This window comes from Pseudomonas sp. GW822-FHT07A10 (assembly GCF_058798795.1).
Window position 1 is genome coordinate 143,290 of the sequence record NZ_JBXAKV010000001.1, and the last position, 16,053, is coordinate 159,342.

12 protein-coding genes are annotated in these 16,053 nt (G+C 56.4%); 5 read left to right on the forward strand and 7 right to left on the reverse strand.

The features are described from left to right. Positions 1–37: 37 nt before the first annotated feature. The 7 genes from pqqA to AC1RL4_RS00650 form a co-directional block, all read right to left on the reverse strand. Positions 38–112, reverse strand: a complete 75-nt coding sequence (gene pqqA / locus AC1RL4_RS00620; RefSeq protein ID WP_020295432.1) for a pyrroloquinoline quinone precursor peptide PqqA — start codon at positions 110–112, stop codon at positions 38–40. Positions 113–435: 323 nt separating this feature from the next. Beyond that, the gene (locus AC1RL4_RS00625; RefSeq protein WP_315866002.1) at positions 436–1,764 is read right to left on the reverse strand and encodes a carbohydrate porin; all 1,329 of its coding nucleotides are present in this window, start codon (positions 1,762–1,764) and stop codon (positions 436–438) included. A gap of 326 nt (positions 1,765–2,090) precedes the next feature. Then, entirely contained in the window at positions 2,091–3,248 is a 1,158-nt protein-coding gene (tcuB, locus tag AC1RL4_RS00630; RefSeq protein ID WP_304575813.1) for a tricarballylate utilization 4Fe-4S protein TcuB, read from the reverse strand. Next, positions 3,235–4,689, reverse strand: a complete 1,455-nt coding sequence (gene tcuA, locus AC1RL4_RS00635) for an FAD-dependent tricarballylate dehydrogenase TcuA (RefSeq protein WP_304575814.1) — start codon at positions 4,687–4,689, stop codon at positions 3,235–3,237. The genes tcuB and tcuA overlap by 14 nt, the downstream gene beginning before the upstream one ends. A gap of 321 nt (positions 4,690–5,010) precedes the next feature. Then, the gene (locus AC1RL4_RS00640; RefSeq protein ID WP_304575815.1) at positions 5,011–7,446 is read right to left on the reverse strand and encodes a pyrroloquinoline quinone-dependent dehydrogenase; all 2,436 of its coding nucleotides are present in this window, start codon (positions 7,444–7,446) and stop codon (positions 5,011–5,013) included. 58 nt (positions 7,447–7,504) lie between these two features. Further along, complete coding sequence (locus AC1RL4_RS00645) at positions 7,505–8,749, reverse strand: SMP-30/gluconolactonase/LRE family protein (RefSeq protein ID WP_304575816.1); 1,245 nt, start codon at positions 8,747–8,749, stop codon at positions 7,505–7,507. A 144-nt stretch (positions 8,750–8,893) separates the two neighbouring features. After that, complete coding sequence (locus tag AC1RL4_RS00650) at positions 8,894–9,451, reverse strand: hypothetical protein (RefSeq protein WP_095058147.1); 558 nt, start codon at positions 9,449–9,451, stop codon at positions 8,894–8,896. 555 nt (positions 9,452–10,006) lie between these two features. On the opposite strand from AC1RL4_RS00650, the gene AC1RL4_RS00655 reads away from it, so the two are divergent. The 5 genes from AC1RL4_RS00655 to AC1RL4_RS00675 all read left to right on the forward strand — a co-directional run bounded on the left by AC1RL4_RS00655 (position 10,007) and on the right by AC1RL4_RS00675 (position 15,865). After that, positions 10,007–12,121, forward strand: a complete 2,115-nt coding sequence (locus AC1RL4_RS00655) for an acetate--CoA ligase family protein (RefSeq protein WP_315866001.1) — start codon at positions 10,007–10,009, stop codon at positions 12,119–12,121. 68 nt (positions 12,122–12,189) lie between these two features. After that, entirely contained in the window at positions 12,190–13,230 is a 1,041-nt protein-coding gene (locus AC1RL4_RS00660) for a CDP-6-deoxy-delta-3,4-glucoseen reductase (RefSeq protein ID WP_095058149.1), read from the forward strand. A 51-nt stretch (positions 13,231–13,281) separates the two neighbouring features. After that, positions 13,282–14,019 carry an enoyl-CoA hydratase/isomerase family protein gene (locus AC1RL4_RS00665; RefSeq protein WP_048392910.1) on the forward strand — a complete coding sequence of 246 codons (738 nt, stop codon included), beginning with the start codon at positions 13,282–13,284 and terminating at the stop codon, positions 14,017–14,019. A 63-nt stretch (positions 14,020–14,082) separates the two neighbouring features. Further along, positions 14,083–14,877 carry an enoyl-CoA hydratase/isomerase family protein gene (locus AC1RL4_RS00670; RefSeq protein ID WP_013692813.1) on the forward strand — a complete coding sequence of 265 codons (795 nt, stop codon included), beginning with the start codon at positions 14,083–14,085 and terminating at the stop codon, positions 14,875–14,877. Positions 14,878–14,932: 55 nt separating this feature from the next. Continuing rightward, complete coding sequence (locus AC1RL4_RS00675; protein WP_013692814.1) at positions 14,933–15,865, forward strand: LysR family transcriptional regulator; 933 nt, start codon at positions 14,933–14,935, stop codon at positions 15,863–15,865. Positions 15,866–16,053 lie beyond the last annotated feature (188 nt).

The following is a 16,053-nucleotide window of genomic DNA, read 5'->3' on the forward strand; positions in this document are numbered from 1 at the left end:
CCTCGGCAGGCCGAGGCGCTGTCCATCAGGTACAAACTTAACGGTTTGCGAAGTACATGGTGACTTCAAAACCAATACGCAGGTCGGTGTAAGCAGGTTTGGACCAAGACATGAAAGTACTCCTATCAAGTGATGAGACGTTTGTCAGGTACATATTTCTGAGTTTGGTTGGGATCATTTTGCAGCGTTCCAAGGCGCGCCCAACCCACGACGCCGTGTTTCGGTTGTCATACCTCGTCTTTTGCTGCCGGACGATCGGATAACAGGACGGCTTCAGGAAACTGCTCCAAGTACGAGAACGAGTGACTCGACAATTTAGCAACCAGGGCAGCGAAGCACTTCGCGAACGATTGAACTCGATTCTGCAGGGCACAAAATGTCATTGTCGTGCTCTCCCATGTTTGTACGAAAATAAAGTGCATTGGGAGAACCCCCTTACAGGCTGGTCTCGAATTTCAAACCGGCCACCCACGCATCCCTGACCTCGCTGACTCCGCCAGGATTGCCTACAAATTGCAGGTTGGGGCGCACGGTCAGCCACTTGGTCACGCCAAAGCCATAGTAAATTTCCATGTTGGTTTCTGAGCTTTGTGTCGGTGTGTAGCGGGGGTCGTCATAATCGCTGACACCCGCCCGGTCATTCAGTTGCTGCTGATGATCTGTGAAGCGGTTATTCACATGGAGACTGGCGATGGCGACGCCGATTTCGTCATTCGGGCGAGATTTGAAGGGGGCCGTGTAGTAAGCGCCTACTTGCGCATAACGATCGATCATATTGGTGGCTTTGTCATGCACGGTGGCATAGGCAAACACCGTCAGCCCGCGAGCGGCGAAGTCCGGATCTTTCCAGACTTGTTGTTGCCCGGCAATCCATGCGCCGTATTTACTATCGCGGGATTTTGCTATGCCGTTTTCTTCTGTGTTGACGTCATTTGCGTCACGGCTGCTGTAATACGCGCCCACACGGTATTCCCCTGGCAGCCGTCCGGCTCCCAGCGACGTGGTATGGACCAGCTCGACAGGTACCAAGGTACCCTCATTACCGCTGCCGCTGAGTTTGAAGCCGTTACCTATTTCCAGGTAGGACGGGTTCTGCTCGTACGCACCAATCTGCGCATAAGTGTCATCGCTCAACGCGACCTTTACGCGGCCCGCCCATTGGGTGATTGGCCAGTTATAAATGATATCGCCGGCCCAGTTACCCGGCTGTGCGCCGCAGAATGCCAGGTTCTGGAATTTGCAGGGGAAGCTGCCGAAGTCTTCGCCAAAGTTCATGCGGCCCAGTTTGATATCCAGCCCGCCGTCAAAGAACTTCTGACGATACCAGAGTTGCGTAAGCCGCCAGGTCTGGCCGCGCCCGTATACCTCTTGAACCTGACTGATGCCGCCTACCCGAGGATCGGTGATGACATCATTGGTGAGATTGCGCCCGTTACGATCCGATATCGTGAATTGAAAATCAGCGCCTTCCCAACCGAGTATTTTCTCAAGGTCAAAATTGCTCATCAGTGCAAGTTGGTCGGTATACCGCGCCGTGGTGTGCGAGTCGTAGCCACCGGCCAGATTCGTCGCGGCGTCGCCCGTGTAGAGCACGTTAAAGGTATAACCTTTTTCCAGCAATTCTGTGCGTAGGCCGCCCCAGTCTCCCAACATCCAAGGGGACTCAGGACTGAAGGCTTCTTGTGCATGACTGTTGGCCGCTCCGCAAAGCAGCAGCAATGCGACGGAAGTATTAAGCGTGTTGCAGTTCAAATGAGTGGTCATGATAATCTCTGCTTTTGTTTTTATTAGTCAGATAATCGAACACATCTTCAGGTTGATCTTCCGCCCGGAAGAGCATTAAAGAATGTCTGCAACGGGTTGATCCCAGCGAAGAGCGACTGGAGTCTGGGTTTGTAAAGGCGTCGAGCTTGACGTGACACACGGTAAGTTGATGAGACGACGGGACCTAACTCATGCCTCGTCTGTTCTTGCGAATCAGCTCGGTAATTTATTTGAGAATCGGTAATGCTCTCCTTGTGATTGCTATGAAGGTTGCTTTCAACTTAGCGGCGCCGATGATGCCGTCGGCACGCTCTTGAAAATACCGGTCATTCGCTGGCCGCACTGATCGGGTTGGGTTGGCGTTTTTCAATGGTGTATTTCAGCAAGGCAGCGCTGCGAAATATGCCGTGGGCAAATTTGCTATAGGGCATGGTCAGAAAGAACGCCATGACTAGGCCCAGGTGGATGGCAAGCAACAAGCCCAACGCACTGGTTTCGCGCCCGGCAAGCAATGCCAGGCCGCTAGCGCTTACCAGGAACAGAAGCGCGATGAAGCCACGATCCATCGGTTTCTGATTCTCGTCCCCTTGCTGCGGGTTACGCCGCAGATTCATCCAGAGCAAACCTGCTGGGCCGATCAGCAGACCTACGCCACCGAAAATGCCGAGTAGTACTGGCAGGCTTAAAACCGGGTAGGGGGCCGACCAATCCAGCAAAAAATGATAGAGAGTGGCAACGCCTGTGGCTGCGAAGCACAGCATGAACCCATAGAAGGTGAGGTGGTGAAAGCGGCGGCGCCATAGGGTGAATGCGTCGTCGGCGTTGTTGCAGCCTTCCCCATGTCCGCCGTCCAGGTACTTGAGTTGTGCGACGTTGGCGCCGGCCTCCAGTGCTGCACTGGCTTTCAGCGGCAGAGGTGCCTCGGCGGGTGAGATTTCGCGCCAGAATCGACGCACGCCGATGCCCAGGGCCAACACGGCAAAACCGAACACCGCGCTGAACATCAGTGCCAACGTGTTGTGTGGAAAAATCCCGTAGAAGTTACCGCCTGGCATGGCAACGAACAGGTTGCCCATGATCATCAAGGTAAGCGACAGGAACAGCGCCAACCCAGCGCCTGAAGCCAGCCCCAAGGTAAGGCCGTTGCGTTGGTACAATTTACCCAGTGGCTGCGGCCAGGCGTAATTGGTGTAGGTTTCCAGCCGTACCTTGGCCATGGCTTTGGGTACGTTGACTGCAAATTCGTGCGGGGCAGCGTATTGGCAAGCCGACAGGCACGCGCCGCAGTTGTGGCAAAGGTTCGCCAAGTAATGAATGTCGGCCTGACCGAATTCCAGATGCCGGGTCATTGCGGGGAATACGGCACAGAAACCTTCGCAATAGCGGCAGGCATTACAAATGGTCATCTGCCGTTCGACTTCGGTTTCCTGCAGGTTGAGGATCGGGATCAGTTGGCTGGATACCTGGGGATCAAACAGCTGCATGTTGAAGCTCCGAGTTCACAGGAGAAAGACCAAACCCCGCACAAAGCGCGGCCTGTACGCCGGCGATTCGTCCGAAGGCGGTACCGATGGCCATGCCAATACCCGCGGTATAACCCTTGCCCAGTACGTTGCCAGCCATCATTTCTCCGGCGACAAACAGGTTCGGGCTGGCCTTGCCATCAAAGTGCACGGCGGCCGTTTCGTCGGTCGCCAAGCCAAGATAGGTAAAGGTGACACCTGGCTTGAGGGGGTAGGCGTAGTAGGGTGGTTTGGTGAGTGGCCTTGCCCAGTGAGTCTTGGCGGGAGTAAGCCCTTCGGTATGGCAGTCGTCGAGCGTGGTGTGGTCGAACGTGCCGACATGGCAAGCGTTGTTGTAGTCTTCGATGGTTTTAACGAACTGCGTTTGCGGCAAGTTCAACAGGCGAGCAAGTTCTGGCAACGTCCGGGCTGTGGTTCCAGGGAAAACCGGCGGCATGAAGCGGCCAAGCGCCTGTTGGTCGATAATCGAGTAGGCTTGCTGGTTGGGTTGTCCCGCAACCAGACGGCCCCAAATCGCATAACGCTTGGGCCAGAAATCCTCACCCTCATCGTAAAACCGTTCGCCATCGCGGTTGACAACCACGCCCAGGGACACGCAGTCGATGCGGGTACATATACCGCCGTCGTAAAGCGGAGCCCGGGCGTCGATGGCAACCATATGTGCCTGAGTCGGGTCGCCGACTGCATCGGCGCCAAGATCGAGCATCCGTCGCAACAACACACCGGTATTGAAGCGAGTGCCGCGAATCAGAAAGTTGTCCGATGGCCATTCACCACGCTCGTTTTGGCCCCAAGCCTCCCGTAACCATTCGCGATTGGATTCAAACCCGCCAGCAGCCAGGACGCAGGCGCGAGCTTCGATACGCTCCGCTGGGAATCGCTGTCCATCTATCACCCGTTCGGCCAGGTGAGCTGCGACGAAAGCACCGTTTTCCAGTTCTATGTCGGTGACCTGAGCGTCATAACGGATCTTCACGCCCAAGCGTTCGGCGCTGCGAAAGTAGGCATTGACCAGTGCCTTGCCGCCGCCCATGAAAAACGCGTTGGTGCGCGCCACGTGCAGAGCACCCGACAAGGGCGGCTGAAAGTGCACGCCATGTGAACGCATCCAATCACGGCATGATGACGAGGCGCGAATGGCGATGCGCGCCAGTTTCTCGTTGGTAAGACCACCGGTGACTTTAAGCAGATCTTGCCAATATTCTTCTTCGGGATAGGCATCGACCAGCACATCCTGAGGCGCATCGTGCATGCAGCGAAGGTTGCGCGTGTGCTGCGAATTTCCGCCGCGCCAGACTTTCGGCGAGCCTTCCAGCAGCATTACGCTGGCGCCTGCCTCTCGTGCCATCAATGCGGCACATAACGCAGCGTTGCCGCCACCTATCACCAGAACGTCGACCATCGTATCTCCTCGATTCACTGGCAGGGCGAAGTGACTGCCGCCAGTGGATTAACCATAGGGATGGGCTCATCGCGGCGAAAGGCGGATTTAGAGGTGAGGGCTTCAGTTTTAGTGAAGGGTGATGTTTCTGTGCAGAGGGGTATGTGGCAGGAATTACCACGCTCCCAGAAATACAAAGCGCCCGATGCAAGTGCATCGGGCGCTTTGATATTGAAATGGATATAGCCCATTTCAGAGACAGGCAGATTTGCCCAATCCAAGACTTTGGAGACAGGTCACGATGGACTGGCTCCTTAGTCGATCAGCTATTGTCAGCAGCGATCACTTGCTGTCTGGAATTGCAAAGGCAACCAGCTTCGAACCAGGCTTCGTACGATAATGCGGACGCCCACCCTCGGCGACCACCACAAATTGCCTTCCGCTGACCGGACTGCGGTAGGTCATGGGCGTAGCATTTGCGCTGGTGGCCAGGCGGCTGCTCCACAGCTCCCGACCGGTGGCGGCATCCAGGGCACGGAACGTATGCTCTGCTGCGCCACCGATAAATACCAGGCCGCCACGGGTCGTCACGGCGCCACCGGCGGTCGGTGTACCGATCGGGATGGAGACCAGGGTCGGCAGACCGAACGGGCCAATGTCACGCGGTGAGCCAAATGGCTTGGACCAGATGAGCTTGCCGCTGACAAGATCAACAGCGCCAATCAGGCCCCAAGGCGGCGCATTGCAAGGAATGCCAAGCTGCGAAAGGAAGTTGACCCGATAAGCACCGTATGGCGTGTCAAGCATAGGCTGCTCGGCTTGTCCCCCTGCGTCCAGACCAGGTGCAATCTTGAAATTGCGTTGCGTTGCTTCTTCGCGTGTTACCAACTCGATTCGGTCAGGGACCTGAGTCCAGTTGACGATCATCAGCCCGCGATCAACGTCCAGCGAGATGCCATTCCAGTTCACACCACCCATTGAACCGGGATCGATCAAGACATTCTTGTCGAGCGTGATGGGCGTGAACTGGCCCTCGTAGCGCGATTGTTTGAACATGATCCGGCAAACCATCTGGTCGATCGGCGTCGCCCCCCACATGTCTTTTTCGCGCAGTTGAGGCCCCCTGAAAGCAGGGAGCTCGACAGAGGCAGGTTGGGTAGGGGACAGCCATTCGCCTTTGGCAATATCACGCTGAGGCACAGGCTGTTCTTCCACCGCCTTGATCGGCTCGCCAGTCTCGCGGTCGAGCACGAAAATCTCGCCGCGCTTGGTCGGTTGGATCAGTGCTGGCCGCATGCCCTTTGCGGTAGGCCAGTTCAACAGGGTGGGCTGAGAGGCGACGTCATAATCCCAGATGTCGTGGTGCGTGGCCTGGAATTTCCAGCGCAGCCGACCCGTCTCCGCGTCGAGAGCGATCACCGCACTGGAGATGTCCTCGTCATAGGGACGGCGCTGGCCACCGTAAGCATCAGGTGTCGCGTTGCCCACGGGCAAATAAATCAGGCCGAGCTTCTCATCCGCGCTGATGGGGGCCCAGCTGTTGGGCGTGGAAGGCGTGTAATACTGTCCTTCAGGTGGCAGGCCGAGGCGATTCGGCGCGCCGGCATCAAAAGCCCAGGCGAGTTCGCCTGTCACCGCATCGAAAGCCCTGATGACGCCCGACGGACCACCCCAATATTGCCCGTCGGGGATGCCGCCACCGACGACAATCTTGCCGCGGATAACTTGCGGTGCCGAGCTGACGTAGAACAAGCCATGTGGGTAAGGTGCGACGCCCTTTGTCAGATCGACCGCGCCGTTGTTACCAAACCCTGGGCAATATTCACCGGTTTTCGCATCCAGTGCCACCAGCGTGGGGTTGTGGCTGGGGGCGTAGATGCGTTCCGAGCAAAACCCATTGGCGTCAGGCACTTTGTAGTACGCCACACCCCGACAAGGTTTACCCGACTGCGGTACGCCGTTGGAAATGTCGCGGCGCCACAATTCTTTTCCGGTTTCCGCATCGAATGCATGGATGCCGTTATTGCCATCACACGCGTACAGGGAACTACCCATCATGATGGGGGTGCCTTCGATCGCGTTGAGATCGCCGTTCACCGGCGCCATGTCGGCTTCCCAGACTTTGACCAGGTTCGAGACGTTGGTTGTGTCTATGTCGGCAAGCGGGCTGAAGCGGGTCCCACCCTGGTCATTGCCGTAGGCTTGCCAGTCGGTACGTTCGTTGTTGGCCATTGGCTCAGGCAGTTTCGCTGGCGCCTGCGATTGCAAGCCGCGTCTCAACATCGGAAAGTCCGGTGCGTCAGGTCCGAAAGCGTGACTGACGCTCCCCAAGGCGATTGCAGCGGCCAGGCCGCCGGCAAACGATGGCCAGCCGCGTGGAAGCTTCCGGGTGTTCGGCGCAGGCGTGAGTCGGGTGAAATGCGGTAGCAGAAGTACTGCGCCGAGAACGAACGGACCAATCAGTCGGGGCGCCAGCTGCCAGCCGTTAAAACCCACTTCCCACAAGCTCCAGGCCGTGGTCCAGACCAGCATTGCGGCATAGACCCAAATCCCTCGCGCATCGCCGCGCCAGAGAAATACAGCGCTTGTGATGAAGGCTAGTCCGGTGATCAGGTAGTACGCAGAACCTGCGTCCGCAACCAAGATGACACCGCCAATGGAAAGGGCCAGGCCGAGTATCAGTAATACAATGGCAAAGATACGACACACCCATCGTGAAGCTTTCGTCGTATCGCGCTTGGCATTCAAAGAGTCAGGCTCTGCGCCAATAGGGGTCATAAGGGTTTCTCCATGTGATCAATAGGACACACGTGTTGGGAACAAGCATTGAGGCGGCTCATTTGAATGACGCCGGAGGCAAGCCATGGGTGAACACCTTGGCGCTGAATATTGTCGCTCCTTGCCCCTTATCTCCATCACTGGTGACGGAGTACAAGGTGTTCGTATTGGGATCAATGGCGAGGCTAGTCGATAGCAGGTTGTGCCCTTGTTCGCGCCCCGGCAGCAGCACCTGGCCAATCGGGATACCGATCTGGTTAAAGACCATTACACGACCTTGCCCATAGATCGCCACATAGACATTGCCATCGGCGTCGACCCGCATCGAATCGGGGGAGGGCCCCGTGAAACGGTAGGGGATGGACGAACTGATGGTGGCGATGGTAGTAGCGTTGGCCAGGTCGATGCGATGTAGAAGGTTGCGGCCAAATTCGGTTGCCCACAGCGTTTTTCCGTCTGGACTTAGCGTTACGCCGTTGGCCATCGAGAGATGGGGCAAGACGACAACAGGAGGCGAAAGATCGGGAGAAACGTAATAGATCCCGCCCTTTGGCTCGGTCGAGATACCTTTGAAATCACTGAAGTAGAAACCACCCTGTTTGTTGAACGCCAAGTCATTGGGCATGAATCCGGTGTCTTGCGCGATGATGGTTTGCATTCCCGTGCCATCGGGTTTGACCGCGAAAATCGCGCCGAGGTTGCGGTTCAGATCGAGAGCCGCGATGAACAGACGTCCGTCGGGATGAAATGCCAGTCCGCCAGGGGAGAGGTTCTCTATCGTGGCTACGATTGAAAGCTGTTTGGTCGGCGAGAGGCGAAGTACGCGTTTACCCGAAACATCACAGAAAAGCAGGTTGCCCTCGCGGTCAAATATCGCGCCTTCCAGTATCCGACCTTCGTTGGATGCTTTGAACCAGGTTTGAGCAGTAACCGTTGGAAGGCCTCGTTCCGATACTGGAATGGGTACAGGGCTTTGTGTCTGCTTGTCGTAGGCCAATGCTGAAGAGGCGGGGAGTTGTCCAGCGTATGCGCCTGTAGCGATGCCGGCGGCGCCGATAGCCAGACAGGCCAGCAGGCTGCTTAGCTGGAGCTTTCTGAGCACTCCAGGGACACGAGCGCTGCTTCTTCTATCCGAACGTTTCCTACCGGCATGAATGCTTGTCGTGTTGATCGCTGTGTGCACCGCAGGCATGTCGAGTTGTGTCAGCGTGGGTAAAGCGGTCGTAGCGAATAGCCGGCTGGGGGGCGCGCCGGATATCGGCGCGACCAGCCCTTTGAAATTGAACGTTACGCCAATGCTCATAACGAACTCCATTGTGCAAAGCCTTTTACTCCCCCTCAGGGGCGTAGACTTGTTTATTGTTTGATAGGGTGAAGCTGTGTTTCTTGCGCGCTAACGTTGGGCACACGACCAGCGAATGTCAGTCCGCCGGAGGGAACCCCTACTTCAAATCTCTTCCCGTGGGTACTGGAGCACGAGGACCTCGGCACCTTCGCCACCTGCTTGGATCTCGAACTTTTCCTCAGTTGATTCCACGACGATCATGGACCAGAGAGGAAGCTCTTCTTCGCCATGCAGCACGCTGCCGTTTCCGACGAAAACGTAATAACCGGATGCAATACCAGGGGGCGGACCGTCCACTTTCATACCAGCGCCCAATCGCAATACCTGAGCGCGCAGCCCATCTGCCTCATCTTCAAAAAGCAGTTCCCAACTCGCTTCTTCGCGGGCCTGCATCACAGGGGCAATGGAGAACTTGATGGGCTCGGACGTCAGGTGCCGGCGTTTGCTGGGACGCAGTTGCTCCCGGTAGCCAGGTTCACTCAAATAGACCGGTTGGGAGTTTCCGGTGTACATCCGCATGGCAACGAAGGACAGCCCTTGCGGACCCGCCACGATCGGTCCGTAAGCCGTGTGATGATCTTTGAACTGGACGGTGAGCGGTTCAAGTACCTGCCCGCGATTACCCAGTGTGCCACTGCCAGCGATGAACAACTGAAACATCGACACCCCGTGGAAATGAGGCACTACTGCTTCGTGTGCTCTGAGTTCAGACATTGTCGCCTGGGGGCCTGGGGCCCGCTCTTGAGAGCTCCGCGGGCCAAAGAAGGTCGTTCCCCAATGCTGGTTTCCGGTACCGGGCGAAACGATAACGCTCCGATTTGCAAGGGCGTCTGCCCCACTGCGCGTGTAAATCATCACCAATGCTCCTATTGAATCTGCATGTATGCAGGACAAATCAACCGTCCATACGAGGCCGTAGCGTGCCCTCGGTCGACGCAAAATCATACTAGCATGTGTTTTGATAATTAGCACAAGTTTCAATAGGTGAAACTTGTGAGTGGCAGATTCGTGCTGAGTTAGCGCCGGTGCAAGCTTGTGTAAGATGGTGTTTGTGGTTTCATTCATTGAAACCTATTCCAAAAATAATTGACTTTCGTCTGGCTGCGGACGACAGTGCACCGTGGCAGCTCTGCTTTTGGGGAGAGCAGAGAAACGACTGCATCTCTTTACCTCGTCTCCCGATTTTCGATAGCGATCAAGGGCTTCAGTACCGATATGAATAATTACAAAAACTTGCTTGAACCACGTTCGATTGCGGTTGTAGGCGTGTCGGAGGATGCGGGACGTCCCGGCTCTCAGGCCGTAAGAGCTCTGATGAGCAATGGATACACCGGCGCGATCTATCCGGTGAATCCCAAATACGAAACCTTTGAAGGTTTGAAGTGCTATGGGTCCGTTGCCGATATCGAAGGCGACGTCGACCTCGTGGTGGTTGGCGTTCCTGCGCAGGGCGTTTTAGCCGTGCTGGAATCGAGTGCGCAGAAGAAGGTTCCTTTTGCGGTGGTTCTGAGCGGTGGCTTTCGAGAGAGCGGTCCGGAAGGGATTCTCCGTGAGGAGAAAATGCTCGCGATTGCCCGGGCGGCGGGCATGCGTATTATCGGGCCCAACTGCCTCGGTTTTGCCAACATCCATTCTCGTGTCTACGCCGCATTCGGCAGCATTACGCGTGAACCGAAACTCGAGAAAGGGTCGGTATCGCTGGTGACGCAGAGTGGGGGATTCGGCTACAGCATCGCCCTTGCATGTGCCGAAGCCGGTATTGGTTTCCGGCATGTCATCGCGACGGGCAACGAAAGCGATGTCAACACGGTACAGCTCATTGAGGCGCTGCTTGATGATGACGAGACACACACCATCGTCGCCTATATCGAGGGAACCAATGACGGTCGTGCGCTGTTGGAAATCGGCCGCAAGGCTACGGCGCGCGGCAAGCCGATCCTGCTGTGGAAGGGGGGCGTCACCGAGCAGGGCGCACTAGCGGCCGCATCGCATACCGCCAGCATGACGGGTGTCTATGATTTCTATCGTGCCCTGTTCAAGCAAACGGGGATCGTCGAGATCAGAGAGATCCATGAAGCGGTGGATTTCCTCAAGGCATTGGAAAGCAAAAAATACCCGGACAATGGGGGGGTCGCGGTGATGGGGGTATCGGGCGGGTCTGCGATCGTATTCGCAGATGCGGGTGAGCCTGAAGGTCTGACCTTGTGTGAACTTGGTAACGATACCCAGCAAAAGCTGCTGGCGGTCGTACCTAACATCGGGGCCGTCCATAATCCAATCGACCTTACCGCAGGGTATTTTTCAGCGGCCAATGCGCAGAAGTTGGAAGCCGCTGTAAGCGCGACGCTTGAAGACCCCGCCGTAGGATCGCTTTGCATTAACCTGGCAACCACAGGCGCCTCTGGCAGCCTGGCGGCAGCCCAGGTATTGGCCCGAATTGCCGCGTCGGCGTCGAAGCCGATCCTGGTTTTTTCCTCAGCCCCCAGCGTTCAGATTGCAGAGGCGCTGCGTGTATTCGCTGATGCGGGAATTCCGGTGTTGCCTTCGCCGTCGCGAGCCGCCAAAGCTATCGCAATGCTGATGCGATTCAAGCGGACTCAATCGCGCATTTTGCAGATGCAAGAGGATGAGGGGCTCAAAGTAGAGCGAGCTTCTGTACCGCTTAGCACCGCCGTTGGCAGTCGGTCATCGTTGTCCGAGGTCGAGTCCAAGGAAATGCTGCGTTCCATCGGGATCCCCGTCACAACCGACCTGATCGTGAAGGGTTTTGACGCTGCGCTGTTCGACAAAGTCAAAGCGCCACTAGTCGTCAAGATTGTCTCTGCGGACATTGCGCACAAAACCGAAATAGGCGGCGTAAAGGTCGGCATTCGGACTGCCCAGGAGCTGGAGTCAGCGATCGAGCAGGTGTTAGCCAACGCGCAACGGCATGTGCCTGCCGCCCACATTGAAGGTGTCCTCGTTTCCGAGATGGTGACAGGTGGCTTCGAACTGATTGCCGGGGTGGTCAAGGATCCTTCATTTGGCCCGGTGGTGGTAGTCGGCGCAGGTGGGATTTATGCGGAAGTACTGAAGGATTCCGCGTGTCGAATCGCCCCTTTCGGCCTGCCAACCGCTATGGAAATGCTCGATGAATTGCAATGCAGCGTGATCATGAACGGGGTTCGGGGCGCGCCTCCCCTTGACGTCGATGCTGTTGCCCGCGCGTTGGTGGCGTTATCGCAGTTTGCCTGGGAGCAGCGCAGCGATATAGCCGAAATCGACATCAATCCAATGTTTGTATTGCCCCACGGTGTGATTGCCGCGGACGCCTTGATTGTGCGCGGTTAATGAACCGCCCCCAAGCTTGTCGCGAGAAAGAGCAATGTACAAAACATTCTGTAAAGGGGTGAATCGCTATGAATGACAGTCTGTCCGCCACATTGACGCATCGGGTCAATGTGAAGCCTATCGACCGCACGTTCGAGGTGCAGCAAGACGATACGATACTTGCTGCCGCCCTCAAAAGCGGGTGTCAACTGCCCTACAGTTGTCAAAATGGCATCTGCGGAACCTGTCGGGCCAAAGTACTCGACGGGGTGGTCGATCATGCGGAGTCCAGCATGGCGATACTTTCCAACGAGGACCGGCAGCAGGGATACGCGCTCCTGTGCCAGGCAAAGGCTTTAACCGCATTGACGATCGCCTGCGAGGTGGTGGAAGCAACACAAGACATCCCTATTCGACGGCTTGTTTCCCGTGTCGATCGTCTTGAGCGCCTGGCCGAGGATGTGATGAGAATTCGCCTACGCCTCCCTGCCAAGGAGTCTTTCAGGTTTTTGCCTGGGCAATACATCAACGTCGTGATGCCAGGCGGTATTCGTCGCAGTTTGTCGCTGGCAAACGTGCCCGACGACAACGTGTTGGAATTGCATCTCAGGAATTACGGTGGCCCGTTTAGCCAACACGTTTTCAATGTCATGAAAGAAAACGACCTGGTGCGCCTTGAAGGCCCGCTAGGTACTTTTTTTGTGCGTGAAGACAGCAGCAAACCAATGGTCTTCGTTGCCAGCGGCACAGGGTTCGCACCGATCAAAGCCATGATTGAGCGCGAACTTGAAAAAGCATCGAGTCGTGAAATAACGCTCTATTGGGGCGGGCGAAGGGCCTCGGATCTGTATTTGAGTTCCGTTGCCGAGGCTTGGACGAAAAGTCACAACGTCACGTTCATACCTGTCCTGTCAGAAGCGCACCCCGACGACCTATGGGAAGGTCGGGTCGGCTTTGTTCACCGTGCAGTCATGGAAGATTACGAGGATCTTTCCCAGCATCAGGTCTATGCCTGTGGAGCGCCCATCGTCGTGCAATCGGCAAGGCAGGATTTTGTGGCGTTACGCAACCTCCCCGAGGAAGAGTTCTTCGCGGACATGTTTGTGTCGGGACAAAAGGCTGTCCAGTAGAACTCGTGTCGTGTGTCTCGATTGAAAATAAAAACAAGCACGTGGAGGAAGATGTCCGTGGATGAACTAGCCAGCGAGTTGACGGTTGAGCGACATGAGTCGCTCCTGTGGATCACTCTGAATCGTGCCGCCAAGGCGAATGCCATGACGGTGGATATGATGGAGCGTGTGACGGCTGCACTGCAGGCAGCCACTGATGACCCGCAGATAAACGCGGTGATGCTGACCGGCTCTGGCGAGCGCGTGTTCTGCGCAGGGGTCGATATTCGTGAACAACCGGCGGACGGTGATACGGCACGCCAGCGTGAACGAAGGTCGTTAGCGTTGGCGGCGCTGCAGGACGCCGTGATGGACTGCCCCAAGCCAGTTGTCACAGTGCTCAATGGTACCGCGACGGGAGGTGGCGCGATGCTTGCGCTCTTGGCGGATGCCTGTGTCGCCGTCGATACCGCGAAACTGTCGTTGCCCGAAATTGATTTGGGTATCGCCACCTTCTCGGGTGCGAACATTTTAGAGGTCATCGGCGGACGCGCTTTGGCGCTTGATCTGATTCAGAGCGGCAGGGCGATGAAGGCTACCGAAGCATTGGCGAGAGGGCTGGTCCGCGAGGTAGCCCTGCGAGACGAACTCCATTTGAAAGCTTCGGCGCTGGGGCAGGCGTTGGGGGCAAAGAACCCGCGCACGTTTGCCGAAAACAAGCGGTGGCTCAATCGTTCGCTGAGAGCTGCATTGTTGCAGGCTCGGGACGAGCATGCACGACACCGTGCACTGGCTCAGGCCGAGCAATAGCGCAGCGGGCAACGAGTGTGGTTTTGCACGGGCGGCGTGTCCATATCGAACTGAGGGAATATGATGTCTGATCTAGAAGTCAGTACCGTTGGCCGGGTCATGGTAGCCAAGCTAAACCGGCCCGAAAAAAAGAACGCCTTGAGCGAGAGCATGCTGGATTCACTTCGCACTGCATTGCTGGCTGCCGATGAAAATGATGACATCGGTTGTTTCGTCATCACCGGTGCCGGTGATGCATTCTGCTCCGGAGGCGACCTGGGCCGTCGGGCCGCCGAAAGCGCAGAGGGGGATCCAACGCCGCTCGAGCGTAAAATCAGATTGCAAAAAGTCACCCACCAGGTGGCATTAGCGATCGAGAGCTTTGAAAAGCCACTCATTGCGGCGGTAAACGGCGCGGCGGTGGGGGCGGGCATGGATCTTTCGTTGCAGTGCGATATGCGTTTCGCATCAGAGTCGGCTCGATTTGCTGAGGCTTATATTCGTGTTGGCCTGATCCCTGGAAATGGCGGTTGCTATTTGCTGCCGCGCATAGTCGGTACCGCGAAAGCCCTGGAATTATTATGGACGGGCGATTTCGTCAGTGCTGAAGAGGCGTTGGCATTGGGCATCGTCAACCGAGTATTCAGTGATGACGAGCTCATGCAGCAAACGCTGGATTTTGCTACACGCCTGGCGGATGGCCCTCCCATCCAGCAACGCAGCATAAAGAAGCTGCTATACCAATCGCTGCGGACCGATTTACGGACGAGCTTGGAGTCGGTGGCTGCGCAGATGGCCGTGGTGCAATCCACGGATGATTACAAGGAGGCCATCAAAGCTTACAAGGAAAAAAGGAAACCGCGTTTTATCGGCAAATAGCGTGTCGTGCCTGGACCGACCGGTCCAGGCATCGTTGTGATAGTGGAGGTGTCCGATGGAACTGCGTCAACTGCGCTACTTTGTCCGGGTAGTTGAGTGTGGAAGCATGGGGCGAGCAGCGCTTGAACTCGATGTTGTCACCTCGGCCCTCAGTCAACAAATCAGTCGACTGGAGAATGAACTGTCCGTTCGGTTGCTGCTAAGAAAGAAGAGCGGCGTGCAGCCCACCAGCGCCGGATTGGCATTCTGGCATCGAGCACAACTGGTGTTGCGCAACGCAGAGGATGCGGCCCACGCGGCCAGGACTGGACGGTTCGCCGGGCATGTCACGGTGGGATTGGCTCCATCCACCTCAGGCGTCGTTGCACTGCCGTTCATGGAGGCGATGCGAGAGCGATACCCGGATATTTCCCTTCGTATTGTCGAGGCGTTATCGGGCAACCTGGAGCGGATGCTGAGTGCTAGACAGATCGATCTTGCGATATTGTTTGGCGCTGATCATGGGCGCAGATTCAGCACTCAACCGCTGGTAAATGAACGTCTTTTCGCTATTTCCGCAGCTGACTTTTCCCTGGTCCGCAAGAGTGAATCGCTGTCAATCAGTGAGCTTTCCAACGTCCCCCTTATATTGCCCGGCAGTACGCACGGCCTCAGGGCGCTGATAAACAATGCTTTTGAAAGAGAAGGCTGCACGATGAACGTCATCGCGGAAATCGACGGGCTTGCGATACTCATGGACGCGGTGGGGGCGGGCTTGGGGATGACGGTGCAACCTAGCGCGGCACTTGCAAGGCATGATAAAGACCGTTTCGATACGGTACCCATTTCCGAGTTCAATTTTACCCGCTTGAATCAAGTCGCCAGTTTGTCGGACGATGAGTTGTCGCCGGCGGGTTTGGCAGCACGTGTTGTTTTGGCTGACGTCGTTCGCACGTTGGTTTCGGATAAACGTTGGCTGGGCACGCAACTGGTAACGGTGCCCGACTGAACAAGGCGCGGTCGCCAGCCGTCTCGATGTGCCTCCGTTCTCGAGTTCGGTGGGTGGAACTGAAGTTGGCGAGTGAAATAGCGTCATGCTAGTATGTTATTTTGAGACTGATTCTCGTTTGTTGGCGAATGAAGCATTTCGTGTCGAGGAGGATCGTTACGATCAACGATTTTGATGGGGTTTTTCAA